Source organism: Baekduia alba (assembly GCF_028416635.1).
Taxonomy (GTDB): Bacteria; Actinomycetota; Thermoleophilia; order Solirubrobacterales; family Solirubrobacteraceae; genus Baekduia; species Baekduia alba.
On record NZ_CP114013.1, the window covers coordinates 492,530 to 515,925 of the forward strand.

Annotated in this window: 23 protein-coding genes and 1 riboswitch; of the genes, 20 read left to right on the plus strand and 3 right to left on the minus strand. The window is 71.8% G+C overall.

Annotated elements, in window-relative coordinates:
• Positions 1 to 8 precede the first annotated feature (8 nt).
• The 11 genes from DSM104299_RS02365 to DSM104299_RS02415 all read left to right on the plus strand — a co-directional run bounded on the left by DSM104299_RS02365 (position 9) and on the right by DSM104299_RS02415 (position 10,914).
• The gene (locus tag DSM104299_RS02365; protein WP_272475680.1) at positions 9 to 845 is read left to right on the plus strand and encodes an enoyl-CoA hydratase/isomerase family protein; all 837 of its coding nucleotides are present in this window, start codon (positions 9 to 11) and stop codon (positions 843 to 845) included.
• A 4-nt stretch (positions 846 to 849) separates the two neighbouring features.
• The gene (locus DSM104299_RS02370; RefSeq protein WP_272475681.1) at positions 850 to 2,010 is read left to right on the plus strand and encodes a thiolase C-terminal domain-containing protein; all 1,161 of its coding nucleotides are present in this window, start codon (positions 850 to 852) and stop codon (positions 2,008 to 2,010) included.
• On the plus strand, positions 2,007 to 2,423 hold the full coding sequence (locus DSM104299_RS02375; protein ID WP_272475682.1) for a Zn-ribbon domain-containing OB-fold protein: 417 nt from the start codon (positions 2,007 to 2,009) through the stop codon (positions 2,421 to 2,423). The genes DSM104299_RS02370 and DSM104299_RS02375 overlap by 4 nt, the downstream gene beginning before the upstream one ends.
• Positions 2,420 to 3,475, plus strand: coding sequence for a phosphotransferase family protein (locus DSM104299_RS02380; protein WP_272475683.1), 1,056 nt, complete (start codon positions 2,420 to 2,422; stop codon positions 3,473 to 3,475). The genes DSM104299_RS02375 and DSM104299_RS02380 overlap by 4 nt, the downstream gene beginning before the upstream one ends.
• Before the next feature lie 5 nt (positions 3,476 to 3,480).
• Entirely contained in the window at positions 3,481 to 4,623 is a 1,143-nt protein-coding gene (locus DSM104299_RS02385) for an acyl-CoA dehydrogenase family protein (RefSeq protein WP_272475684.1), read from the plus strand.
• 50 nt (positions 4,624 to 4,673) lie between these two features.
• Positions 4,674 to 5,036, plus strand: a complete 363-nt coding sequence (locus DSM104299_RS02390) for a PEP-utilizing enzyme (protein WP_272475685.1) — start codon at positions 4,674 to 4,676, stop codon at positions 5,034 to 5,036.
• A gap of 101 nt (positions 5,037 to 5,137) precedes the next feature.
• On the plus strand, positions 5,138 to 6,220 hold the full coding sequence (locus DSM104299_RS02395) for a hypothetical protein (protein WP_272475686.1): 1,083 nt from the start codon (positions 5,138 to 5,140) through the stop codon (positions 6,218 to 6,220).
• Positions 6,217 to 8,301 (plus strand): acetate--CoA ligase family protein, encoded by a 2,085-nt coding sequence (locus tag DSM104299_RS02400; RefSeq protein ID WP_272475687.1) that lies wholly within the window; start codon positions 6,217 to 6,219, stop codon positions 8,299 to 8,301. Before DSM104299_RS02395 ends, DSM104299_RS02400 begins: the two co-directional genes overlap by 4 nt.
• Positions 8,302 to 8,303: 2 nt before the next feature.
• Entirely contained in the window at positions 8,304 to 8,924 is a 621-nt protein-coding gene (locus DSM104299_RS02405; protein WP_272475688.1) for a TetR/AcrR family transcriptional regulator, read from the plus strand.
• Positions 8,924 to 9,967, plus strand: a complete 1,044-nt coding sequence (locus DSM104299_RS02410) for an Rv3169 family protein (protein ID WP_489886062.1) — start codon at positions 8,924 to 8,926, stop codon at positions 9,965 to 9,967. Before DSM104299_RS02405 ends, DSM104299_RS02410 begins: the two co-directional genes overlap by 1 nt.
• 59 nt (positions 9,968 to 10,026) lie before the next feature.
• On the plus strand, positions 10,027 to 10,914 hold the full coding sequence (locus DSM104299_RS02415; RefSeq protein ID WP_272478125.1) for an LLM class flavin-dependent oxidoreductase: 888 nt from the start codon (positions 10,027 to 10,029) through the stop codon (positions 10,912 to 10,914).
• On the opposite strand, the gene DSM104299_RS02420 is transcribed toward DSM104299_RS02415, so the two are convergent.
• Positions 10,901 to 11,818, minus strand: coding sequence for a cupin domain-containing protein (locus DSM104299_RS02420; protein WP_272475690.1), 918 nt, complete (start codon positions 11,816 to 11,818; stop codon positions 10,901 to 10,903). The two genes, DSM104299_RS02415 and DSM104299_RS02420, sit on opposite strands and share 14 nt — an antisense overlap.
• Before the next feature lie 106 nt (positions 11,819 to 11,924).
• On the opposite strand from DSM104299_RS02420, the gene DSM104299_RS02425 reads away from it, so the two are divergent.
• The gene (locus tag DSM104299_RS02425) at positions 11,925 to 12,398 is read left to right on the plus strand and encodes a hypothetical protein (RefSeq protein WP_272475691.1); all 474 of its coding nucleotides are present in this window, start codon (positions 11,925 to 11,927) and stop codon (positions 12,396 to 12,398) included.
• 364 nt (positions 12,399 to 12,762) lie between these two features.
• On the opposite strand, the gene thiC is transcribed toward DSM104299_RS02425, so the two are convergent.
• A complete protein-coding gene (gene thiC, locus DSM104299_RS02430; protein ID WP_272475692.1) occupies positions 12,763 to 14,136 on the minus strand; it encodes a phosphomethylpyrimidine synthase ThiC in 1,374 nt (457 codons plus the stop codon).
• A riboswitch (TPP riboswitch) is annotated at positions 14,125 to 14,232 on the minus strand. It overlaps the preceding gene by 12 nt.
• A gap of 852 nt (positions 14,233 to 15,084) precedes the next feature.
• Between thiC and DSM104299_RS02435 the strand changes: the two genes are divergently transcribed.
• The 5 genes from DSM104299_RS02435 to DSM104299_RS02455 all read left to right on the plus strand — a co-directional run bounded on the left by DSM104299_RS02435 (position 15,085) and on the right by DSM104299_RS02455 (position 18,564).
• Positions 15,085 to 15,651 (plus strand): DUF2867 domain-containing protein, encoded by a 567-nt coding sequence (locus DSM104299_RS02435; protein WP_272475693.1) that lies wholly within the window; start codon positions 15,085 to 15,087, stop codon positions 15,649 to 15,651.
• The gene (locus DSM104299_RS02440) at positions 15,651 to 16,262 is read left to right on the plus strand and encodes a TetR/AcrR family transcriptional regulator (RefSeq protein WP_272475694.1); all 612 of its coding nucleotides are present in this window, start codon (positions 15,651 to 15,653) and stop codon (positions 16,260 to 16,262) included. Before DSM104299_RS02435 ends, DSM104299_RS02440 begins: the two co-directional genes overlap by 1 nt.
• Before the next feature lie 219 nt (positions 16,263 to 16,481).
• Positions 16,482 to 16,619, plus strand: coding sequence for a hypothetical protein (locus DSM104299_RS02445; RefSeq protein WP_272475695.1), 138 nt, complete (start codon positions 16,482 to 16,484; stop codon positions 16,617 to 16,619).
• A 56-nt stretch (positions 16,620 to 16,675) separates the two neighbouring features.
• Entirely contained in the window at positions 16,676 to 17,035 is a 360-nt protein-coding gene (locus DSM104299_RS02450; RefSeq protein WP_272475696.1) for a cupin domain-containing protein, read from the plus strand.
• Positions 17,036 to 17,181: 146 nt separating this feature from the next.
• Positions 17,182 to 18,564 carry a hypothetical protein gene (locus DSM104299_RS02455; RefSeq protein WP_272475697.1) on the plus strand — a complete coding sequence of 461 codons (1,383 nt, stop codon included), beginning with the start codon at positions 17,182 to 17,184 and terminating at the stop codon, positions 18,562 to 18,564.
• Here the strand turns inward: DSM104299_RS02455 and DSM104299_RS02460 are convergent.
• Entirely contained in the window at positions 18,504 to 19,157 is a 654-nt protein-coding gene (locus tag DSM104299_RS02460; protein ID WP_272475698.1) for a DUF6058 family natural product biosynthesis protein, read from the minus strand. The two genes, DSM104299_RS02455 and DSM104299_RS02460, sit on opposite strands and share 61 nt — an antisense overlap.
• A 291-nt stretch (positions 19,158 to 19,448) precedes the next feature.
• Here DSM104299_RS02460 and DSM104299_RS02465 point away from each other — a divergent pair, with 291 nt between their 5' ends.
• The 3 genes from DSM104299_RS02465 (at position 19,449) to DSM104299_RS02475 (ending at position 23,342) form a co-directional block, all read left to right on the plus strand.
• Entirely contained in the window at positions 19,449 to 20,201 is a 753-nt protein-coding gene (locus DSM104299_RS02465) for a gamma-glutamyl-gamma-aminobutyrate hydrolase family protein (protein ID WP_272475699.1), read from the plus strand.
• Between the two features lie 87 nt (positions 20,202 to 20,288).
• Positions 20,289 to 21,257: a hypothetical protein gene (locus DSM104299_RS02470; protein WP_272475700.1), complete on the plus strand. Its 969-nt coding sequence runs from the start codon at positions 20,289 to 20,291 to the stop codon at positions 21,255 to 21,257.
• Between the two features lie 270 nt (positions 21,258 to 21,527).
• On the plus strand, positions 21,528 to 23,342 hold the full coding sequence (locus DSM104299_RS02475) for an alpha-amylase family glycosyl hydrolase (protein ID WP_272475701.1): 1,815 nt from the start codon (positions 21,528 to 21,530) through the stop codon (positions 23,340 to 23,342).
• Positions 23,343 to 23,396: the final 54 nt, after the last annotated feature.

The following is a 23,396-nucleotide window of genomic DNA, read 5'->3' on the forward strand; positions in this document are numbered from 1 at the left end:
TGCCCACGATGACGAACGCACCCACCAGCGAACGGCCGGCCGCCTCCGTGATCGTCGAGCGGCGTCCGATCGACGGCCAGCCGGGGTTCGCCGGCTGGGTGACGATGAACCGCCCCGACGACATGAACCCGATGGACTGGGGAACGATCAAGGCGCTGCGCGCCGCCTTCGACGACCTCGGCGCCGATCAGGACGTCCGGGTCATCTTCGTCACGGGCTCCGGGCGGGCGTTCTGCGCGGGCGGCGACATGAAGCGCTACGTCGAGCTGCAGCGCGACGCGGTGGAGTTCCCGCGGTTCCTCGCCGACTGCCACGACCTCTTCATCGCCGTGGCGAAGTACCCGAAGCCCGTCGTCGCCCTGGTCAACGGCGTCTCGGTCGCCGGTGGCACGGAGCTCATCATGTTCTGCGACTTCGCCATCGCGGCGGACACGGCCCGGATCGGCGACGCGCACCTCAACTTCGGGATGATGGGCGGCGGTGGCGTGCTGGCGATGCTGCCGCTCGTCGTCGGCCCGGCGCGCGCCCGTGAGCTGATCCTGACCGGGCGGCTGCTCGACGCCGAGGAGGCCCGTGACTGGGGCCTCGTCTCGCGGGTCGTCCCTGCCGCCGACCTCGAAGCCGTCGCCGACCGCCTTGCCGAGCAGCTCGCGGCGAAGAGCCCGCTGGCGGTCAAGAACGCGAAGGGCGTCCTGAACTCGGTCTTCTGGTCGGGCGCGGACATCGAGACCCGGATGGACGTGGAGCGCGAGGTCGACCTGCGCTACTGCCTGACCAGCGAGGACGCCCAGGAAGGGCTCGCCGCGTTCGGCGAGAAGCGGGCGCCGCGCTTCACGGGGCGGTGACGACATGAGCCGCGGATACCACGGGAACGTCGCGATCGCCGGGCTGGGGCAGACCGAGTTCTCGGCCAGCTCGGGCCGCAGCGTCCTGGACCTCGCCGTCGAGGCGTGCGGCGCCGCGATCGCCGACGCGGGCCTGACTCCCGATCAGGTCGACGGCATCGCGAGCTACAGCATGTTCGACGACTCGGTGCCGACCGAGGCGGTGGCCACGGCCCTCGCGCTGCCGGACATGAGCTACGCGCTCGACTTCCACCTCGGCGGTCAGTCGCCGTGCTTCCTCGTCATGCACGCCGCGATGGCGGTCCACGCTGGCCTGGCCGACTGCGTCGTGCTGTACCGGGCGATGAACGGGCGGTCCGGCGTCCGCGTCGGCCGGGCACCGGTCGCCGGCGGCGGCGCGCCCTACCGCTACCCGCTGGGGTACGTCAGCTACGCGCAGTACATGGCGATGTGGGCGCGGCGGTACATGGTCGAGACGGGCGCCACGCAGGAGGACATCGGCGCCGTGCCGATCGCCCAGCGGGCCTACGCCGAGACCAACCCGCGAGCGACGCTGCGCAAGCCGCTCGACCTGGACGGCTACCTCGAGAGCCGCGTGATCGCCGAGCCGTTCCACCTCCACGACTGCGCGCGCGAGGTCGACGGCGCGTGCGCGCTCGTCGTGACGAGCCTCGAGCGCGCCCGCGACCTCAAGCGCCCGCCCGCCGTGATCGCCGGGTCGGCCTACGTCGCTCCGCGGCGCCCGGGCCTGGACATCGGCGACTCCCTCTTCTGGGATGACTTCACCCGCAACCACACGTCGTTCCTGAAGGACCGGCTCTGGGGTGGCGCGGGCCTCGGTCCGGAGGACGTCGACGTCGCCGAGATCTACGACTGCTTCAGCAGCGTCGTGCACTGGAGCCTCGAAGGGCTGGGGTTCGTCGGCCGTGGCGAGGCGGGCGCGTTCGTCCGGGACGGCCACACCGCTTTGGATGGCTCATTGCCCACGAACACGCACGGCGGGATGCTCGGCGAGGGCTACCTGCACGGGATGAACACGGTGGTCGAGGCGGTGCGCCAGATCCAGGGCACCGCCGCCAACCAGGTGCCGAACGCCGAGACGGCGGCGGTCACCTCCGGCGGGATGGAGAGCGGCTCGGCGCTCGTCCTCACGGTGGACCGATGAGCGGGCTGCGCCTGGAGGACGTCGTCGCGCAGGCGCCGGAGTCGGCGCGGCTGTGGGAGGCGCTGGCCGAGCGCCGGCTCGAGCTTCCGCGCTGCGGCGCATGCCGCCGCCTCCGGTTCCCGCCGCTGTCGACGTGCCCGTACTGCGGCTCCTCGGACCACGCGTGGGAGCCGGTGCAGGCGCGCGGCACGTTGTACTCCTGGGTCGTCACGCACGTGGCCTTCGACGCGTCGCTGGCCGACGACGTGCCGTACGTCGTCGGCACGGTGCAGCTGCCCGACGGGCCGCGGATCTTCGCCCGGCTCGAAGGCGTGGCCCCCGCCGCGCTCGCGCCGGACATGGCGCTCGAGGGCGTCTTCGGCGACGAGGACGGCCTTCCGTTCCTGCGCTTCCGACCCGCGGGCGCGCGATGACCGCCGATGCGCTCGTGCCCACCGAGCTCGTGGATCGCGAGCGGCTGTCCCGTCACCTGCGCGAGCACCTCGGCGCCGGCTACGGGCAGTTCGACGTTCGCCGGCTCGGCGAGGGGCAGTCGTGCCTGACCTTCATGTTGGAGGGCACGGGCTGGAGCCTCGTCCTGCGCCGCCCGCCGCGCGGCGACCTGCCGCCGACGGCCTTCGACGTCACCCGGGAGTACCGCGTGATGTCGGCGATCCGGGCCGGCGGCGCCGACCTTCCGGTGCCCCAGCCCGTGCTGCTCTGCACGGATCGGGACGTGCTCGGCGCGCCGTTCTACCTGATGGAGCCGGTCGGCGGCCTCGTCCTGCGCGAGCGCGCTCCGGCGGGGTTCGGCCCGGCCCAGCGCGCCGCGCTCTCCGAGAGCGCGATCGACGTGCTCGCGAGCCTCCGCGCCCTGGACTGGCAGGGCATCGGGCTCGCCGACTTCGGCAACCCCGACGCCTACGCGGAGCGCCAGCTGCGCCGGATGCAGAAGCTCTGGGAGCGCGCGCGCTTCCGGCCGCTGCCGGAGGTCGACGAGGTCGGCGACTGGCTCCGGGCCAACGTCCCGCCGCAGTCCCGCGCGGCGGTCGTGCACGGCGACTACAAGCTCGACAACGTCATCGTCGACCCCGCGACCGGTCGGGTCGCCGCCGTCGTCGATTGGGAGCTGTCGACGATCGGCGATCCGGCGGCCGACCTCGGCTGGCTGCTCTACTACTGGCTCGACGATCAGGCCGAGCTGCAGTGGCCGCGGATGCCGGCGGTGATGCTGGCCGAGGGCTTCCCGACCCGCGCCGAGCTGTTCGAGCGCTACGCGGGCCGTGGCGCGGAGGTGGCCGCGGAGGCGGCGGTCTGGTACGCCGCGCTGGCCGGGTGGAAGTGCGCGATCATGCTCGAAGGCTCCTACCGGCGCTTCGTCGAGGGGACCGCCGACCACGCGACCTATGCCGCCCTGGAGACCGGCGTCCCGTTCCTCGCGAACCGCGCGCTGGGGTTCGCCACCGGCGCGCTGCGGATCGTCTGAGCCCGATGCGCCGGACGATCTTCGAGCCCGTCCACGAGGACTTCCGGACGTCCGTCCGCACGTTCCTGCAGCGCGAGGCCGTGCCCCACGCCGAGCGCTGGGAAACGGCCGGCATGGTCGATCGCGAGTTCTGGCGCAAGGCGGGGGCCGCCGGGTTCGTCGGCTTCGCGGCGCCCGAGCGGCACGGCGGGCTCGACCTGCACGACTTCCGCTTCAACGCGATCCTGGACGAGGAGATCGAGTACGCGGCGGTCCCCGGCGACAACTTCGCCCTCGAGAACGACATCGTTACGCCCTATCTGGTCGAGCTCGCCAACGAGGAGCAGCAGGCCCGCTGGCTGCCGTCCTTCGTCGCCGGCGAGTCCGTCGTCGCGATCGCGATGTCCGAGCCCGGCGCCGGATCCGACCTGCGGGCGATGCAGACGACGGCGCGCCGGGACGGCGACACGATCGTGGTCAACGGCTCGAAGACGTTCGTGACCAGCGGCATCCAGGCCGACCGCGTGATCGTCGCGGCGCGCTCGGTGCCCGAGGGCGACCGACCGGTCTACGACCTGCTGATGATCGACGCCGACACGCCCGGGTTCGAGCGGGGTCGCAAGCTCGCGAAGGTCGGCCGCCGGGCGCAGGACACCGCAGAGCTGTTCTTCACCGACGTTCGCGTTCCGGTCGCCAACCTCCTCGGCGAACCGGGCCGCGGTCTGGCGAGCCTGATGCGCAACCTGCCGCGGGAACGCCTGTCGATCGCCGTCTCCGCCGTTGCCGCCTGTGAGCACGCGCTGCAGCTCACGGTCGCCTACGCGCGGGATCGCCACGCCTTCGGCCGGCCGATCGGCAGCTTCCAGGCCAACCGCTTCGCGCTCGCCGACCTGACCACGCGGGTGCGCGCCGCGCGCCAGTACGTCGACGCGTGCATCGCCGCGCTCGACACGGGCGCGCTCGGGGACGCCGAGGCGGCGGGCGTCAAGGCGCTGACCTCGGAGCTGCAGTTCGAGGTCCTCGACCGGTGCGTCCAGCTGCACGGCGGCTACGGCTACATGGACGAGTACGCGATCTCGCGCCTGTGGCGCGACGCGCGCGTGCAACGCATCTACGGCGGCACGACCGAGGTCATGTACGAGATCGTCGGCCGCGAGCTGGGGCTGTGAGATGGAGGAGCGAGCATGAACATGCACAACGACATCGCGGAGGACGGCCGATGAGCGCGGCACAGCACCTTCTCGCGCGGGGCATCGTCGCCTCGGCGGGCACCGCCACCGGGACGCTGCGCGAGGCGACGTCGGTCGCGCACGTGGTCGAGCTGATGGCCGAGGACCTGGGCGAGACGATCATCTGGACCGAGCACGCGTCGGTGACGTCGATCGTGCCGATCCTGCCGCACGTGCGGGGCGTCGTCTGCCAAGGGGGAGGGGTGACGTCGCACATCGCGATCGTCGCCCGCCAGTTGGGCCTGCCCTGCCTCGTCGCCGCGGACTTCGCGCAGGACGGTGCGGCGCTGGCGGGCCGGCGCGTGTCGATCGAGCCGAACGGGATGCTCGTGCTGGCGCCCGACGGGTCGTGAGCGCACGCGCGGACAGCGGGTCGCGCCACACGGTCGACGCGGTCATCCGGAGCTGGGGTCGAGCCCAGGCGCAGGCGATGCGTCGCGAGCAGCGCGGGAGCATGAAGTCCGAGCTCTTCGACATCCGCGGCCGCACCTGGGTCGGCTTCGAGTGCTACTACGCCGCCGCGCCCGCGCTGCTGCGGACGCTGTGCGAGCACCGCTCGCCCGAGGCGCTGGGCCGGGCGATGCGGCGCCCGGGCAGCCGGCCGTACTACCTGCAGTTGATGATCTTGATGTCCAACTACCTGAGCGCGCGGGAGCAGCGCGTCCTCGCCACGGGGACGCCGCCCGAGGCCAGCGATCCGCAGGCCGATGCGGACCTCGCGACCGTCGTCGACTTCGTCGCCCGGACGGCCGGCGCGTACCGCACCGACGGCGCGGTGATGCCGACCGCGCCGGACTTCGACATGCGCATCCTGTCCGAGGACTGGATCGCGCGCTGCGCCGCGCTGCTCGGGCCGCGCGAGCGTCTGCCCGAGATCCAGCGGTTCGTGGCGACCCTGTCGTTGTACGGCTTCCTGCTCCACGGCGAGCAGCGCGACGGCACGTTCGACCACGGTCCGTACGCGCTGCCGGACGGCACGCGCCTGCTCGTCCGCGAGCTCAACGACCTCGACAACCGCCTGCTCCCGTGGGCGGAGCACGACGACCCGCTCCCGATCGCGAACGTCTGCGTCGCGTACGCCCTGCGCGACGTCGAGATGCAGTTCAGCCTCTTCGGCGGCAGCCTCACCGATCCCGTCGACTTCCTCGACCGGACCGAGCGCGTGGCGCTCTTCACGCGCGAAGGCGACGACCTCCGGGCGCTCGAGCCCGACGAGATGGCGGCGCTCGCGCACCGCGCCGGCGAGCTGCAGCTGCGGCTCTACCAGGACGTCGTCGCGTGGCCGGCCATCGAGCGGTCGCGGTACGGGCTCTACCTGTACGCCAACCACCTCGCGCCGTTCTTCCGCCTGGCCGGCGCCGAGGCGGCCCTGCCCGCGCTCGTGGCGCGGTTCGAGGCGGTCGGGGGCCCCGTGGCCGAGGCGCTCGCCGCACGCGACGAGCTGCCCGAGATCTTCACCTACTACGCCGACATCGGCGAAGGCGACAGCGCCTTCAGCCCGCGGGCGGCGCCATCACGCGAAAGGGAACGCACATGAACCGAGACGAGAAGCTGGACCTGTTCTTCCGCCCGCGCGGCATCGCGGTCGTCGGGGCCAGCAAGCGGCCCCGATCGGTGTCGGCCCGCTGGCTGCAGGGCCTCCGTCGTCACGGCTACGAGGGCGCGGTCTACGCCGTCAACCCCAACTACGACGAGGTCGAGGGCTTCCCGTGCGTTCCGACGCTGGCCGACATCCCGGAGCAGATCGACGCCGCGGTGCTGACCGTCCCGGGCGCGCAGGTCGCCGACATGCTCGTGCAGTGCGGCGCCAAGGGCATCTCCGGCGCGGTCGTCTTCGCGGCGGGCTTCGGCGAGAAGGGCGCTGACGGCCGCAGCGCCGAGGAGGAGCTCGCCCGCATCGCCGACGAGAACGGCGTCGTGATGCTCGGCCCCAACGGCCCCGGCTTCGTGAACTTCCACGACCGCTGCTGCGCGATCGGCACCGCGTTCTCCTACCGCGAGGACCAGATCATCGGCAACATCGGCGCCGTGGTCCAGAGTGGTGGGGTCGCCGGTGTGTTCGGCGAGCGCGCGCAGGATCGCGGCATCGGGCTCTCGTTCCTGATCTGCAGCGGCAACCAGGCCGACTTCACGTCCAACGAGGCGATCGAGTTCCTCGTCCGCGACCCGAACACCAAGGTGATCGTCGCCTTCTACGAGGGCGTCGTGAAGGGGCCGCAGCTGGAGCGCGCGTTCCAGAAGGCGCAGGCGGCCGGCAAGCCGATCGTCTTCCTGAAGGCCGGGCGCAGCGAGCTGGGCGGCATCGCCGCCTCGCTGCACACGGGGTCGCTGATCGGCAGCGACGAGACGTTCAGCGGGCTGTGCCGCCAGTACGGCGTCGAGCGCGTCGACGACATCGACGAGCTGTGGGACGTCGCGGCGGGCCTCGCCCTGCTCGACACCCCGGCCGAGCGCGTCGGCGTCCTGACGACGTCGGGCGGCGTCGGCGTGCTGGCCGTCGACGAGATCGGCAAGCAGGGCCTGGAGATGCCGCAGTTGGAGGAGTCCACGCAGGACCGGCTGCGCGAGCTGCTGCCGGGCTTCGCGGCCTTCCGCAACCCGGCCGACATGACCGCGCACTTCGTCGAGGTGCCCGAGGTCTTCACCAAGACCATCGAGATCTTCTGCACGGCCGAGGAGCTCGACACCGTCGTGCTCGTGCTGACGGTCCAGAAGCCCGACTTCGCGATGGAGCTCGTCGAGCTGTCCTGCGGCGTGCCGGAGAGCGAGGGCCGGCTGCTGGTGATCTGGTACTCGGGCGAGATGGCCGACGAGGCGCGCGCTGAGATGCGGCGCCGCGGCTTCGCCCTGGTCGAGCACCCGGGCGCGGCCGCGCGCGCGCTGCGCGCGCGGAACCGCCTGGTGCGGCTCAAGGAGCGCCCGGCCGTCGACCGCTCGCAGCCGGACCCGGTCGGCGACGGCAAGACGCTCGCCGATCTCGGCGACCTCCTGGAGCACCTCCGCGCCGCGGGCGTCGCCATGCCGGCGTTCGCGATCAGCGACGACGCCGAGCAGTCGGCACGGGCAGTCGACACGATCCCCGGCCCGTGGGCGGTCAAGACGGCCGCGCTGGAGGTCACGCACAAGTCCGACAGCGGGGCGCTGCGCCTGGGCATCGACGATGTCGCGGAGCTGCGCGTGGCGCATGACGAGGTCGTCGCGGCCGCGCAGACGGCGGGCGGGAACGGGCGCGTCGTGGTCCAGAGCATGACCGACGTCGCGCTCGAGTTGCTGGTCGCCGCCCGCGAGGACCCGATGTTCGGCTGGACGGTCGCCATCGGCCTCGGCGGGACGCTCACCGAGTTGATCGACAAGGCGGCCGTGCGCCGCCCGCCGCTCACGGCGTGGGACGTCGAGGACATGCTCGACGAGATCGGCGCGACCCAGCTGCTGACCGGCTTCCGCTGGGCGCCGCCGCTGAACCCGCAGGACGTAGCGGACATCGGCAACAAGCTGGCGGCCGCGTCGGCGAGCCTCGGCAGCGTCGAGGCCGTCGAGCTCAACCCGGTTATCCTCAGCCCGTCCGGCGAGCTGCTCGCCATCGATGCGGCCCCGGCCATCCGGGAGCCGCGCTCGTGATCATGACCGCCGAACCCGAATCCAAAGAGCCCTCGCGCCTGGAGCGCCGGCGCGAGGAGCGCAAGCAGGCGATCCTGCGCGCCGCCGGCGCCGAGCTGGCCCGGGCCGGGTTCAGCCGGGCGAGCCTCGACGACATCGCCGAGCGGGTGCACGTCACCAAGGCGACGTTGTACCACTACTACGAGAACAAGGAAGCGCTCTACCACGCGTGGATGGAGGCGATCTCCGCGCAGGTGCACGCGGAGCTCGTCGCCGAGGCCGAGGCCGCGGGCGAGACCGCGCGCGGCCGCCTCTGGCGGCTCGCGCACCGCGAGGTGATGATCCTCACGACCGGCTTCCCGGACTACGCCCGGCTGTTCATGGGCGCGGTCGACTGGCCCGAGAGCTTCCAGGAGCAGATCCGCGAGCTGCGCCGCGGCCACGAGGCGCTCTTCCGGGGCGTGATCTCCGACGGCGTCGCCAGCGGCGAGTTCCGCGTGGTCGACGAGACCGTCGCGCGGTACTGCCTGCAGGGCGCGCTGATCTACGTCCCTGAGTGGTTCCGCGACGATGGGCGGTCGAGCGCCGGGCAGATCGCCGACGCCGTCGCCGACACCGTCATCCGCATGTTCGAGAAGGCGTGATGCGCCTCCAAGGGCTGACGGTGGAGGATGACTACCTCCTCCACCAGGTGCCGGACTCCTTCGTCACCGCGGTGTCCTCGAACCCGCGCTGGTTCGAGCGGTTGTACTTCAACATCCACGACCCGGACGGCACCTTCCTGGTGGTGACGGGCTTCGGGGTGTTCCCGAACGCCCAGGTCGCCGACGGCTACGTCGTGGTCGAGGACCAGAACGCTCAGCGCAACGTGCGTCTCGCGCGCGATCTCGCGGGCCGCCGCACCGCCACCGAGGTGGGGCCGCTGCGGTTCACGATGGTCGAGCCGATGCGCCGCTGGCGGCTGCAGCTCGACGAGACCGAGCGCGTGGCGTTCGACGTCACCTTCGAGGCGCGGTCGGTGCCGTACTCGGTGGGGCTGATCGAGTTCCCCCAGCAGAACGGGCCCGACACGGCGTTCCGGCACTACAACCAGGCCGGCACCTACAGCGGGCAGTTGGTCATCGACGGTGTCGAGCACGCGGTCGAAGGGTGCCTCGGCCAGCGCGACCACTCCTGGGGGTTGCGCCAGCCGCGCGAGCGGCTGGGCCTGCACTTCTGGATCTGCGCGCACTTCGACGACCACACGCTCATGGCCTCCTACAACGAGTCGCGTGAGCACGAGGTGTCGTTCTGCGAAGGCGCGATCCTCTACGCCGACGAGCGGGATCCGGTGCGCGTGGTGGACCTCAAGCACGACATGGACGTGACGCCGAACGGCCTGCAGGCGAGCGAGACGCGGTTGCGCTTCGTCCTCGAGGACGGGCGGACGATCGAGACGGTCGCGCGGCCGACGCTCCCCGGTCTGCTGATGTCCGGCGGCGGGCACGGCGGCTGGCACGGGCAGCACCGCGGTGACCTGCACGTCGAGTCGGAGCGTTGGGAGCACGGCACGCGGGACATCAGCAAGGAGCCCATCGGCATCGTCGACCAGCTGGCCCGGTTCGAGACCGACGGCGCCACGGGCATCGGGGTGGTCGAGTTCGGGATCTCGCGCAGCCGCTCGTACACGTACAAGGCGCGCTGGTGAGCGCGGAGGGATCGCGGCCCGGCCCGTCATCGAGCTCCCAGCCACCATGGGTCGGCGTGATGCTGCCGGTGCAGGACTTCGGCGACGGGTTCGCGCCATCGCTGGCGATGGCGCGGGAGTCGGAGCGGCTCGGCTTCGACTCCGTGTGGATCGGCGATCACCTCGTCTTCCGCCAGCCGATCGTCGAGGCGATCGTGATGGCGTCGACCGTCGCGGCGATCACCGACTCCATCACGATCGGCTTCGGCGTCCTGCAGCTGGCGCTGCGCGACCCGGTCTGGCTCGCGAAGCAGCTCGGCACGCTTGCCCATCTCTCGGGCGACCGCATCGAGGTCGGCGTCGGGCTCGGCGGCGAGAACCCCGCCGAGTGGCTCGCCGCGCGCGTGCCGCCGTCAGAGCGGGTCGGCCGCACCGCCGAGCTCATGAAGCTGATGCCGGCCCTGCTCTCCGGCCAGCCCGTGACGCACAGCGGGCGCTACTACTCGCTCGACGTGCCGGCGCTGCGCCCCGCGCCTGAGCGGACCCCGACGTTGTGGATGGGCGGTCGCAGCGAGGGCGCGCTGCGCCGCGCGGCGCGACTCGCCGACGGGTGGCTCGGGCTGTGGGTGGACGAGGCGCGGCTGGCCAGGAGCGTTGCGGACATGGCGGCGCTGGCCGCCGAGGCGGATCGACCGGCGCCGGCGACGGCGCTGGTCGTGCCCGTGATCGTCCAGCCCGATCCGGCCGTCGCCGAGCAGGAGCTCACGCGCTTCGTCGCGATGCAGTACGGCGGCGACTACCAGCGGTTCGCGCGCTGGTGCGTGAGCGGGTCCGTCGACGCCGTGGCCGAGCGGCTGTCGCGGCTGGCCGCTGCGGGCGCCACGGGGTTCGTGCTGATGCCCGCCGCCCGCGACCCGCTCGCCGACCTCGAACCACTCGCTGCCGTACGGGCGGCTATTCGGGGTTGACGGCGACGACGGTCTCGCGGACCTCGACGCCGTTCCCGGGCCCGTTGTGGATCAGCCAGTGTCGGGTGTCGGGGTAGCAGACGTTCGCCGGGACGCCCGTCGTCGACAGGAAGAGCGCGCGCACGGGCGAGGCGTCGCGGTTGATCAGTCGGTGCGCGCCGGCTGGGCCCTCCGGGAAGCACACGAGGTCGCCGGCCTCGAGCCGACGTTCGCCCGGAGGGTGGCGCAGGCTGGGCGTGCCGGCCAGGACGAGCAGCCACTCCTCGCGCCCGTAGACGTAGTGGTAGGGGTTGGATCCCCCTCCGGGAGCGACGTCCGCCACCGTCGCGTCGAGCCGGTCGGCGCCCAGCAGCGGGCCGAGCCTGGCCGTCTCTGGGAGGGCGAGCGCGTTCACCGCCGGCTGTGGGGGCGACGTCGCCGGCTCGCGCACGACCGCGACCGGCTCCGACGGTCCCGCCGTTCCCTCGCCGTGCCAGTAGCCGACGGCGCTCTCTCGGAGTAGGATGCCGCCCGGGCCGCTGACCTTGTCGGAGTCGGGATAGACGGTCATCCACGGCTTGGCGTCGTGCCCCGTCGAGAAGATCACGAAGCGCCCCGGTCCGCTCACGGTGTGGGCGCCGAGATGCCCGCACGGGAAGCAGACGAGATCGCCGGGCGTCAGGGTCCGCTCGCCCGCGGGCTCGCGCAGCACCGGCGCCCCCGCGATCACGTAGAGCCACTCCTCGATGCCGTGGTGGTAGTGGTACGGCCAGATCGGCACGCCCGCCTCGGCCGCGTAGACGCTCGCGCGGATCCGGTGCGCCCCGAGGCGGACGCCGGCCGAGGCGGCGAGGTGACGGAAGCCGGCTTCGTCGAGACGCTCGTCCAGCTCGACGCTGAGGATGTTCACGCTCTCGTCAGGCACGTGCGGAGAACGCTTGCACATCTGCGGCGATCAGAAGTCAGGGGGGCGGAACCGACGCCTCGGCCAATGGCATGGGTGTCAACGACACCCCCCAAGGAGGGACCTCATGAACACATCGATCACCCGCCGCGTGATGACGCCGCTCGCGGTGCTTGGCGCCGTGGTGGGCATCGCCGCCGTGCTCGCGCTCGCGCTGGCCGGCGCCAGCCGCGCGGCGGTCAGCGACGCCCCTTGCGTCGGCAAGCAGCTCATCAAGATGCCGCTGTCCATCAACGGCAAGCTCGTAGCGAAGACCTATCTCTTCGACGAGGGCAGCCAGCTGTGCGCGGTGACGACGTCCGTCGGAACCGACTACTACGGTCAGCGCAAGTACATGGATGTGATCCTGTACCACATCAACGGCCAGAGCGACGACCGTGACGCGGGGTACTTCACCCGCTACGCGGGGCGCGTGCGCATCAAGGACACCCACACGACGCAGTGCATCCAGGTCTCCGGGAACGTCCAGCTGCGGTCTGGCCCGAACGTGGCGTCCGGCCCCAGCGTCGGCGACACGAGCGACGGCTGCGCGAAGGGTTGAGCCCGCTGGCGGGGACCCCGGCCGGGACGTCCGCCTCAGCGCGGAGGTCCTGGCCGGGCGTCGCGCGACTGCCGTAGGCGCGGCGTCTGCGTCGACACCGCTGACCCGCCGAGAGGTCCTCAAGGCACGGCGGGTCTGGGGGCGATCGGCGTCGGCGCGACGCTCGCTGCGCCGGCGCTGGCCAAGGGGCGCGGCGGGCTGCACTTCAGCGGCGCCTACACGACGGGCGCCGACCTGCAGGAGACGGCCGTCTACTCGGCGATGAAGGTGGCCGGGGCGATGGCGCCGGCCAGCCCGAACCGCGCCTCGCTGCGGCCCCGGCCGGCGGCCAACGGGATCGGCGCCATCTCCCACGACCTGTAGCTCAGCCGCTGGTCGGCGAGGGTCGAGCGGGGGCCGCGAGCGCGGCGAGCCGGGTCCAGTCGACGTCGCGGAAGTTGTGCATGGGGCAGTACTTCGGCCCGCACATCGAGCAGAACTCGGCCGTCTTGAAGTAGTCGTCGGCGAGCGTCTCGTCGTGCATCGCGCGGGCCGTGTCGGGGTCGACGGCCAACGCGAACTGCCCCTCCCAGTCGAAGCCGAAGCGGGCCTTCGACAGCTCGCGGTCCCACCGCGCCGCCCGCGCGCCGTGCGCTCCGCCGCGCGCCAGGTCGGCCGCATGCGCGGCGATCCGGTAGGCGATCAGGCCCTGCTTGACGTCGTCGGCGTCGGGCAGCCCGAGGTGCTCCTTCGGGGTGACGTAACACAGCATCGAGGTCCCATGCCACCCGACGATCGCCGCGCCGATCGCCGAGGTGATGTGGTCGTAGCCGGGAGCGACGTCGGTGACGAGCGGACCCAGGGTGTAGAAGGGCGCCTCGTGGCAGACGCGCTGTTGGCGCTCGACGTTCTCCTGAAGCTGGTGGAGCGGCACATGGCCCGGTCCCTCGACCATGCACTGCACCCCGGCGGCGCGGCAGCGACCGACGAGCTCGCCCAGCGTGTCGAGCTCGGCGAACTGCGCGGCGTCGGACGCGTCGGCGATGGAGCCGGGGCGCAGGCCGTCGCCCAGCGAGATCGTGACGTCGTGCTCGGCGCAGACGGCGAGCACCTCGTCGAACCCGTCATAGAGCGGGTTCTGCCGTTCGTGGTGGACCATCCATCGCGCCAGAAGGCCGCCGCCGCGCGAGACGATGCCCGTCACGCGATGGCGGCACAGCGCGAGATGCTCGAGCAGCACGCCGGCATGGATCGTCATGTAGTCGACGCCCTGCTCGGCCTGCTCGCGGATGACGTCGAGCAGCACCTCGGTCGTCAGGTCCTCCGGCGCCTTGACGCGCTCGAGCGCCTCGTAGATCGGAACGGTGCCGATCGGAACGGTGGCGACGTCGAGGATCGCCTGCCGCGTCGCGCGGATCCGCTTGCCGGTCGACAGGTCCATGACCGTGTCGGCACCCCAGCGCTGGGACAGCGTGAGCTTCTCCACTTCCTCATCGGCGGAGCTGGTGGTGGGACTCGACCCGATGTTGGCGTTGATCTTCACCCGCGCCTTGAGGCCGATCGCCATCGGATCCAACCCGCCGTGATGGCGGTTGGCCGGGATGACCATGCGGCCGCGTGCGATCTCTGCGCGGATGACGTCGGGCCCGAGCCCCTCCCGCTCGGCGACGCGCACCATCTCGGGCGTCACCGTCCCGTCGCGAGCCGCGCGATGCTGCGTGCGCGGCGCCCCGTCGTCCGCAAAGACGTGCCTCTCCATCATACTGCCTCCGCCGGTATGAACCGGATCAGGTCGTCGGGTCAGCGCGGACCAGCGCTCTCTCAGCCCCTACCTGGGACCCCCCGGATCAATGGTGATCTCAACCTAGCGCACGCGCGCCGGGGCTTACTGGTCGCGCGGCGGAAGCGGCTCAGCGCGCGTCTTCCGCGTAGATCGCGTGCTCCGCGTCGACGTCTCCGCGTTCGGAGGCTTCCCAGTGCTCCTGGATCCGAGCCCGGACATCGGCTTCACGATCGGCTTCGCTGCTCATCCGGCGACGCCCGCCGCCGCGAGCGCCTCGTCGAGCGTCTGGGTCGAGGCGACCTCGGAGATCGACCCCGTGGGCGGCGCGGCGAGCACCTCGCCCAGCCTCGCACATCGAGCCGCGGCCGTGTGACGGGGCAGCTCGGAGGGCGCGCTGCCCTTACGACGATGGTGGTGTTCATCCGCGCGCGAGTCGGTCAGCACGGGTCGTCGCCCGTGACGCATCGTCCGCAGCGGCGAGTCGCGCCGGCGCGACCGCGGGCTTCGGGCTCACGAGCCACAGGCCGGTGAACACGGCGCTCACCAAGGTGACCGCGCCCGCCGTGATGAAGCCGGCATCGAGGCCGTGCGCGAAGGACGCGCGGCCGGGTCGCTGGGTGTGGACGACGGCTCCGAGCGCGGCCACGACAGCGCGGTCCCCGGGATGTCGATCGCCGGTGCGGCGGGGGTTGCGGGACGCGCCGAGGACGCGCACGCCGACACGCCGCCCAGGAACACGCGCTTGCGCCCGAAGCGGTCGGCGAACACGCCCCCGGTAACCGTGCCGCCAGGCGAAACGACCCGCTTGCCGCGCCCGTCCCGGCGTGCCAAGATACATACATGCATGCACGTATCTTTGATCGGCCGGTCGGGGCGTCCGCGGAAGCCCCGGGCGGTGGGCGGCTGCCCGACGCCGCGTATGCGATGGGGCCTTGGCGGATCCGGGACCTGACGCCGGACTTCGGGCTCGAGGACGTGTGGGAGCTGCCGGGGGAGGGCGACAAGGAGGACTTCTCGCGGTTGGTGGAGCTGATCTGCGCGACGGATCCGGAGCGCGGTGCCACGGGGCTGCCGCGGCTGTTGTGGGCGTTGCGGTGGAAGCTCGGCGCCCTGCTGGGCTGGGATGACGAGGACGGTGGGCTGGACGCGCGGGTGCCGAGCCTGCGGGAGCGGTTGCCGGAGGACCTGCGGGACACGGACCCGCCGGCCTTCGCGACGCTGCCGTTCCGCTCGCTCTACCTCACCGACGACGAGTTCGCGGCGGAGATCGCCAACCGGACGATGCACGGCGTGATGCACCTGGGCTGGGTTCCGGGGCCGGCGGGCTCGGGCCGGTGCCGTGCGCAGATGACGGTGCTGGTCAAGCCCAACGGGTGGACCGGCAAGGCGTACATGTCGGCGATCCGTCCGGCACGGCATCTGGTCGTCTACCCGACGATGATGCGCCAGGGCCGAGCGCTGTGGGCAGGGATGGAGAGGACCGCGGCGTGATGACGTCGCCGTCGCCCGCGCCCCGGCGCACCCAGGCCGACCGCCGCGCCCGCTCGCGCGCCGCGCTGCTGGAGGCGACTGCGCGCGGGATCTCGCGCGTCGGCTACGGCCACCTGGTCCTCGGCGAGGTCGCCGCCGAGGCCGGCTACACGCGTGGCGCGCTGTACCACCAGTTCCGCGACAAGGACGAGCTCGTGCTCGCCACGCTGGAGTGGGTGCGCGAGACGTGGTTCGCCGAGGTCGGCACCGTGTTCGACGAGGACCTGTCGCCGGTCGCCGCCGTCGCCGAGCTGGCGCGGCGCCACGCGCTCTTCTGCCGGCGCGACATCGCCGGGGTGATGACGGCGATCCGCGTCGAGTTCGGCGCGCGCGACCATCCCATCCGAGACGCGCTGCGCGCCCAGGAGCACGAGCTGGTCAGCCGAGTCCGCGCGCTGATCGTCGCCGGCCGCAGGGACGGCACGATCCCGCCGGGGCCGCCGGCGACCGCCCTCGCCGCCGCGACGCTCGCGGCGATCGAGGCCGCCGTGATCGCGCTGGCCGGCCGGACCGAGGTCGACGTCGACATCGCGCAGCGCATCGCGCTCGGGCTGGTCACCGCGCCACGCTGACCGACGTCGGGGGAGGCGGCAGGGCGCGGCGACACCTCCGCGGGTCGGGGCCCGGCGCGAGCGGCCCAGCGCGAGCGACGCTAGGCTCGGCCCATGCCGACCGTGCTCGGCGTTGCCCAGGGTCGAGCGCGGCGCGGCGCTTGAAGGCCGGTGCGCGGCGGACCGCCGACCTCCTGCCGGTCGGCGCACGGGTCGACGTGCCGGTGCTCGACGCCGACGGTGGGATGGTCCCCGGGGTTCGTCGTCTCGCGGCACGGCGACGCCCTGACGGCGCTGTGGATCGACGCGCACCCGGCCGCCGAGGGCGCGACCTTCGGCGCCGGCGTCGACCCGACGATCGGACTGCCGCTGCCCTGAGCGGAGGCGGGGCATTAACCTCCTGGCCGGGGAGGCGCATTCGACAGGAGGAACCCATGGAGGACAAGGTCAACCTCGCCGCGAAGCTCGCGAGCTTCGACGGGCACTTCAGCCCGAAGGTCGTCGGCGAGCTCAACGACTACAAGATCGCGGTGGTCAAGGCCAAGGGCGAGTTCGTGTGGCACTCGCACCCCGACACCGACGACTTCTTCCTGGTCGTCGCGGGACGGCTCACGATCCAGCTCCGGGACCGCGACGTCGAGCTGGGTCCGGGAGAGCTGTTCGTGGTCCCGCGCGGGGTCGAGCACTGCCCGAAGGCCGACGAGGAGGCCCATGTCCTCCTCATCGAGCCGCTGGGCACGCCGAACACCGGGGACGCAGGGGGCGACCTCACCGCGAGCGAAGAGCGGATCTAGCCCGTCTTGCACCGGTGGCGGCGCCGGTGGTCCGGAATGGGATGCCTCCCAATGTGCATGTATTGGGAAGATGCATGTATTGGAGCCCGCAGTATGATCGGCGCGCCCGAGATCAGGACGGGCAGCCATCGACCACGGGAGTCGCCATGCATCGCCATCAGGGGCCGCCGCCGGCGGACGTCACCGCCGACACCGAGCGGGGCTCGCTGTCCCGCCGCCGAGCCCTCTTGGCCGGCGCCGTGGGCGCGGTCGGGATCGGTGCGGCGGCCGGGCCGCTCGCGTTCGCCGACCGCGCCTCGGCGGCCGGCGCCGGCGACGATCCCTACAGCGTCGACGTGATCAGCAAGGGGGCCGACCCGACCGGGAAGACCCCCAGCGACGCGGCGTTCCGGGCGGCCGCGGCCGACGTGCTCGCCTCGTTCCAACCGGGGCCGATCTCCGGGGCGATCCCCAAGCGGGTCATCGTGATCCCGCCCGGCAACTACCTGCTGACCCAACCGGACTCGCTCCTGCCCAACGTCGACGGGTCGACCAGCGGCGGCATCGTGGACGGGATCGCCATCACCGGCTACGGCAAGCGGCTGTCGCGCATCACCTACTCGCCGTCGGCGAACGACACGACGCTCTGGACGAACAACCAGCGGTACAAGAACATCCGGATCTCGGGGTTGACCTTCACGAGCACGAACGCGACGTCGAGCTTCAACTACGCGTACTCGTCGGCGGCCGTGGGCGTGCAGGACACCTGGTACACGGACGTGGAGTGGCGTGGGGCGTGGACGCGCGCCATCGGCCTCGACGGGCCGAACCCGTCGTCGAACCTGAACAGCGAGATGGGCTGGGACCACTGCCAGGTCGGTGGGTCCTACAGCGACGCGTTCCTGGTGGTGGGCATGACGCCCGGGGTCTCCCAGCAGGACCAGTTCCTCAACTACTGGTTCCGGGACTGCAAGGTGGAGTTCTCCTCCGGCGTGTTCGTGAAGAACAAGCGCGGTGGGTCCATGAACTTCACCGGGGGCTCCTACATCATCACCGACACCCAGTCGACCAGCACGTTCTTCCAGCTCACCGCCGACGCGCCGAGCCGCAACGACTCGGCGATGCGGCTGTACGCCCAAGGCATCCGGTTCGAGATCCGCGCCGACACCCACAAGGTGATCGACTCCAACTGGTACAAGGGGACGATCACGTTCGTGTCCTGCGACGACACGTCGCAGTCCTTCCGGGACTGGGCGGCGGGTGCGCTCAGCCATCAGTACGCGTTCACCCTGAGCGGGTCCCGGGGTCCGATGGTGCGCTACGTCGACTGCGCGCTGATGGGCTACCACCACATCGTGACCGCGGCCACCGCGATGACCGCGGGCAAGGTGCTGTACGACGGCTGTCGGCTCTTCAACCAGTCCGCCGGCACCGGCGACTCCGGGTTCCTGCGCTGGGAGGAGCAGGGCGTCTCGCACGCGACCCCGCGCTACGAGTTCCGGGACTGCCTCGGCGGCGCGGTGTACCTGCCCGACGACAAGGCCGGCTGAGGCCGAGCCGGGAAGCGCGCCCGGACGTCGTCGATGCACCGATCGCGGCTGGTCGGGCCGCCGAAGCGGCGCCGGTCGTAGGAGGTGAACGGCAGCTCGAGCGCGTCGAGCTCGTCGACGGCCGCGTGGAGCTCCGTGCTCCACTCCGGGTCGTGCGCGCTGGGGGCGAGCTGCAGGCGATCGATGGTGGCCATCAGCTCGTCCTTGCGGCGGATCGTCGCCGGTGTGACCTGGCGCAGGCAGGCGAAGTACCGGCCGCCGAGATAGGACTGCCACTCCGCGACGGCCTCGGCGGCGTCGGCGAACCGCGCGCCGAACGCGGCGGGCAGCCGCTCGATGCCGCCGGCCTCGGTCGCAAGGGCGAGCAGACCCGGCGCGGCCATCAGCTCGCCGTCGGAGCGCATGTAGGTCGGCAGGGGCAGCGCGCCGGCGAGCATGAGGCCGGGCAGCTGGTCCGGCGTCAGGCCGAGGCCGGCCACGGCGGCGACCGGGACGAAGTGCTGGTTGATGTACGCGTCGTCGCCAGCGGTGATGTCGTGCCGGCCGTTGAGCGCGAGGTAGCGCTCGCGCAGGGCGTCGGTGAGGCGGCTCATGGTGGCAGCGTAGGTGCACGATGGTCCGGTGCCGGCCGAACCGTCGGGAAAGTCACTCGCGCGCGCGAGGCTTCGTTGGAACGCGCGCGCCTGCGTCCACGCTTCGTCGATTCGGGCCGCCGGCAACCGACGAAGGGCGATTTGGAGGCTCGGCCGCCGCGCGCGTAGGGTCTGGCGCGCACTCTCTTTTCTTCTCTCTCTTCTCTCCTCGGGATCGCACCGCCTCAGCGCGCTGCTCCCTCAGCATCTCCCAGGCAGGAAGTCTGGGTTGGCACAAGTGGAAGGATCCACATGGACGCCATTCACATGAAATTCGGGGCCCCGCCGAAAGTTGCGCTGCTCAGCGCCCAGCGGGTCCCGCTTCAGCCCGATCAGGTCGGCGAGGTGTTCGGCGCGTCCTACCTCCGGCTCATGGAGGACTACGGCCTCCGTCCCGTCCTGGTCCCGACGTTGCTCCCGCGCTTCATAGAGGACTATGTCGCGGAGGTCGACGGCGCCGTCATCGCTGGCGTGGAGTGGGGTGGCCCCGACCCGTCGCCCGCCCGCTGGGGCGAGCGCTACGGCGCCCAGGCGCATGTCGACGAGAAGACCGAGAACTACATCGGCACCTTCGCGACAGCCATGCTCGCGAGCAACCGGCCGGTCCTCGGCATCAGTTACGGCGCCGAGGTCCTGGCCTCGCTGTTCGGCAGCACCCTCGAATCGACCACGGGTCACGCGCCCGTTGATCAGCCGGGGCTCGTCCGGACGTACATCCAGCCGGCGCAGTCGGCCAGGTACTACGACGGCGCCGGCCTGCCGGTTCGCTGCATGCACGGCTGGGCCATCAAGCACCTCGGCCTGCAACTGGCCGCCGAGGCCGTGAGCGTGCCGACGAGCTCCTCACCACAGGTGATCGAGGCCTTCCGGCTCAACCACTCGGTCGCACGCCTGCTCGGGGTGAACTACCACCCCGACCGTCCCGACCCTGAGTCGGGTCTGCACGGCGATCCGTTCGTCGCGCAGTTCGCCGAGTGGTGCCGCGACGCCGCTCGCATCTCCTAGCACCCACGCTCCGGTCCGCCGCCCCCTCGGGCGGCGGACCTGCGGTCGTCCATCCGTTCCTCTTTGGTCTCCATGGAAGGAGCCACCATGCATCACCGTCTCCTCACGGCGACGCGCCTCGGCGTCGCCGTGCTGCCGATCCTCGGCGCCGTCGCCTGGATCGCGTTCGACCCGTTCGTGCTCGACTACCCCGGTGTCCTGCTCATGGTCGCGCTCGTCTGCGGCTACCTGGCGTCCGCTCCGTTCGCCGGCCGGACCTGGTTCCTCGGCGCGGTCGGGGTCGTCCTGGTCGGGCTCCTCGGCGTCGGCTGGCTAGCCGAAGCCGGTTGGCTGCCTGCCGTCCCCGCCGTCCTGGAAGGCCACCCGGCCGTCGCGCTGACGGCGGCGGTCACGTTCCTCGGGGTTCTCGGCGCCTTCGTCGGGGACATCTTCGTGGAGGCGCTGCCGCGACCGTCGGCCGTCAAACCGGCGCTCGTCACGAGTCGGCCCGGAGCCTGGCCCTTCACGTTCTTGGCGGCCTTGGCGGCGGGGATCCTCGTCCGCTCCCCCGACATGGCGTGGGCGGTGCTCGACGGCGCCCTGTTCGTCGCCGGCGTCGCGGTCACGGCTGTCTTCCTCGTCCATGCCGGTCGGCGGCGCCCGATGGTGCTCACGGCCGTCGTCTCCGACCATGCTGGTCGTCGGCTCCCGATGGTGCCCGCGGTGCTCGCGGCGTTCGCGCTTCTGTCGGTCGTCGCGCTGGTGGAACCGCACGTCGCGCGGATGTTCACCATGGGCGTCCTGGTCGCCGTCCTCGAGTACGGCATCGCGGTCGCGCGCCGGCAGGTCATCCGGAATGACGTCCTGGGTCTGCTCGGCGCGCTCGTCGCCCTGGCGCTCGAAGCAGCGGCGTTGTCCATCATCACCGCCGCCGCTCTGATGCCGCACCTCGCCTGGGCCCACAGCGCCTGGGCGTTCCCCGTCGAAGCGGTGTGCGGCGCCTGGCTGATCGGCCAGACGAGCGTTGCGCTTGCGCTGACGCCGGCGCTTCGCCGGCGTGAAACGCCCCTGCTCTAGATCGCGGGCGCCCGCTGCTCCACCGCCGAGCGGCCTCCACTGAAAGGGAGGCCGAGGCAGCCACCGTCGCGACACAGGTCGCTCGGGCTTCATCGCCCACGGTGGTACGCACCGCCGGGCCACGCCCCGGAGGCCGAGTGGCATCAGCACCACTTCGTCACTCGGACGCCGCTCGCCGTCAGCACCCCGACGAGCGCGAGTCGCGTCGGAGGCCAACCGGTCTCCGACGACTTCGGTCCTACATGCCGAATCACAGAAGGAGCAACCACGATGGAAGGGACTCCGTCGTTGGCGACGCGCCGCCTGCACCTGGTGCAGGGAGCCGCGTCGCTCAACACCACCTCCGGGGCAGAGCCGCTGCCCTGGGCCCAGACCGCGCTGATCGTCCAGCTGCCGGTCTACGCCATCAAAGACCACGACGGTCGTGGCACCGGCACGTTCCTCGGGATGAAGGAGAAGCTGCCGTTCTTCGCGGACTGCGGCTTCAACACCATCTGGCTGCCGCCGTTCATGAAGTCGCCCGGCGACGACCAGGGCTTCGACGTCTCGGACTTCAACGAGGTCGACCCGGACTACGGGACGCTGGACGACTTCCGCGAGCTGGTCGCCGAGGCTCACCGGCTCGGCCTCCGGGTCGTCATCGACGTCGTCCCGGGGCACACCAGCGCCGAGCACTACTGGTTCCAGCAGAGCCGCCACGACCCGCACGGGCCGTACGGCGACTTCTACGTCTGGCACCCCGAGGGCAACATCTACGTCTCCTACCGGGACGAGCACGGCGTCAAGCACGAGATCCGCAACATCCTCGAGGTCGACCCCGACCCGCGGATGGTCCGGGACCGCGACGGCGACCTGGTCGCGGCGCGCAACTGGACGTGGGACGAGGTACGGCGGGAGTACTACTACCACCCGTTCAAGGCGTCCCAGCCGGCACTGAACTGGGACAACCCGGCCGTCGAGGACGCGATGGTCGACGTCTTCAAGTTCTGGGTCGATCTCGGCGTCGACGGCTTCCGGTGGGACGCTGAGCCGTTCCTCCTCCAGGAGGAAGGCACGCCCTGCGAGGACCTGCACGCCGTCCACCCCGTCGTCCGGAGGGTCCGGATCCGGGTCACCTGCCACCGCGCGGGCATCATCTTCCTCGGCGAGGCTGACGTGGAGGACAGCCACCGGTACTTCGGAAGCCCGGGCGCGCTCGAGTGCGACCTGAAGTTCGACTTCGACGCCAGGACCGGCCAGTGGATGGGCCAGGCCATCGGGTCCGCGCAGGAGTTCCTCAGGCCGGTGCTCGACCGGCCGGCCATCCCGCCGGGCTGCGCCAACGTCGTCTTCGCGTCCTGTCACGACGACGTCCGGGCCTGGCGCGCCACCGATGAGAAGAAGGCGGCGCTCCGGGGGTACTACGGCCACGGCGACCGGGGGCGGCCGTACGTCGACGACGCGGTCGTGGGCGGGTTCAGCTCCATGCTGGACTACGACCGGCGGCTCATGGAGCTCAACCTCGCCGAGCGGATGGGGCTGCCCGGCGCGAAGGGCGAGTACTACCTCAACCTCACCGGCACCGGACACCACCGGGCGCTGGTCGAGGCCGAGGACGCCCGGCCCAGCCTCCGCACGCCGATGCCGTGGGACGGCACCAGCGCCAACGGCGGCTTCTCCACCGCGCACCACGAGCTCCTGTACCTGCCGATGCCCGACGGTCGCGACCACTTCTCGCAGGTCAACGTCGCCGACCAGCTCGAAGACGAGAAGTCGTGGCTGCGGTACGTGATGGCCATGTACCAGATGGCCGCACGGAACCCCGCGGTCATGGCCGGCAGCTTCGAGCTGCTCGACGGACCGGACAACGTCCAGCAGTGGGGCTGCGTCCGGGAGCTCGACGGCACGGTGCTCATGTTCATCTACAACCGTGGGCGCGAAGCGCGCCGGTTCATCGGTGAGCTTCCGACGCGGCTCCGCCGGAGCCTTCGCGGCGCCCAGACCGTGGACCTGCTCAGCGGGCACACGGTCGGGGAGCTGAACCGGGCGAAGGTGGACATGCCCATGCCGGCCCGCGGCTGGTGGGGCTTCGAGCTCAAGGCCTGACGCACCACCGAAGGGCCCGACCGCAGCCAGCGGCCGGGCCCTTCGCGCACCACC

Bases quoted from the DNA above. Each gene is read 5' to 3' on its own strand.
- DSM104299_RS02390 (WP_272475685.1), top strand. From the start codon at position 4,674: ATGAGCGCGGCACAGCACCTTCTCGCGCGGGGCATCGTCGCCTCGGCG.
- DSM104299_RS02375 (WP_272475682.1), top strand. From the start codon at position 2,007: ATGAGCGGGCTGCGCCTGGAGGACGTCGTCGCGCAGGCGCCGGAGTCG.
- DSM104299_RS02380 (WP_272475683.1), top strand. From the start codon at position 2,420: ATGACCGCCGATGCGCTCGTGCCCACCGAGCTCGTGGATCGCGAGCGG.
- DSM104299_RS02455 (WP_272475697.1), top strand. From the start codon at position 17,182: ATGCATCGCCATCAGGGGCCGCCGCCGGCGGACGTCACCGCCGACACC.
- DSM104299_RS02465 (WP_272475699.1), top strand. From the start codon at position 19,449: ATGGACGCCATTCACATGAAATTCGGGGCCCCGCCGAAAGTTGCGCTG.
- DSM104299_RS02405 (WP_272475688.1), top strand. From the start codon at position 8,304: ATGACCGCCGAACCCGAATCCAAAGAGCCCTCGCGCCTGGAGCGCCGG.
- DSM104299_RS02400 (WP_272475687.1), top strand. From the start codon at position 6,217: ATGAACCGAGACGAGAAGCTGGACCTGTTCTTCCGCCCGCGCGGCATC.
- DSM104299_RS02365 (WP_272475680.1), top strand. From the start codon at position 9: ATGACGAACGCACCCACCAGCGAACGGCCGGCCGCCTCCGTGATCGTC.
- DSM104299_RS02370 (WP_272475681.1), top strand. From the start codon at position 850: ATGAGCCGCGGATACCACGGGAACGTCGCGATCGCCGGGCTGGGGCAG.
- DSM104299_RS02395 (WP_272475686.1), top strand. From the start codon at position 5,138: ATGAAGTCCGAGCTCTTCGACATCCGCGGCCGCACCTGGGTCGGCTTC.
- DSM104299_RS02415 (WP_272478125.1), top strand. From the start codon at position 10,027: ATGCTGCCGGTGCAGGACTTCGGCGACGGGTTCGCGCCATCGCTGGCG.
- DSM104299_RS02435 (WP_272475693.1), top strand. From the start codon at position 15,085: ATGGGGCCTTGGCGGATCCGGGACCTGACGCCGGACTTCGGGCTCGAG.
- DSM104299_RS02425 (WP_272475691.1), top strand. From the start codon at position 11,925: ATGAACACATCGATCACCCGCCGCGTGATGACGCCGCTCGCGGTGCTT.
- DSM104299_RS02470 (WP_272475700.1), top strand. From the start codon at position 20,289: ATGCATCACCGTCTCCTCACGGCGACGCGCCTCGGCGTCGCCGTGCTG.
- DSM104299_RS02440 (WP_272475694.1), top strand. From the start codon at position 15,651: ATGACGTCGCCGTCGCCCGCGCCCCGGCGCACCCAGGCCGACCGCCGC.
- DSM104299_RS02460 (WP_272475698.1), bottom strand. From the start codon at position 19,157: ATGAGCCGCCTCACCGACGCCCTGCGCGAGCGCTACCTCGCGCTCAAC.
- DSM104299_RS02385 (WP_272475684.1), top strand. From the start codon at position 3,481: ATGCGCCGGACGATCTTCGAGCCCGTCCACGAGGACTTCCGGACGTCC.
- thiC (WP_272475692.1), bottom strand. From the start codon at position 14,136: ATGGAGAGGCACGTCTTTGCGGACGACGGGGCGCCGCGCACGCAGCAT.
- DSM104299_RS02410 (WP_489886062.1), top strand. From the start codon at position 8,924: ATGCGCCTCCAAGGGCTGACGGTGGAGGATGACTACCTCCTCCACCAG.
- DSM104299_RS02450 (WP_272475696.1), top strand. From the start codon at position 16,676: ATGGAGGACAAGGTCAACCTCGCCGCGAAGCTCGCGAGCTTCGACGGG.
- DSM104299_RS02475 (WP_272475701.1), top strand. From the start codon at position 21,528: ATGGAAGGGACTCCGTCGTTGGCGACGCGCCGCCTGCACCTGGTGCAG.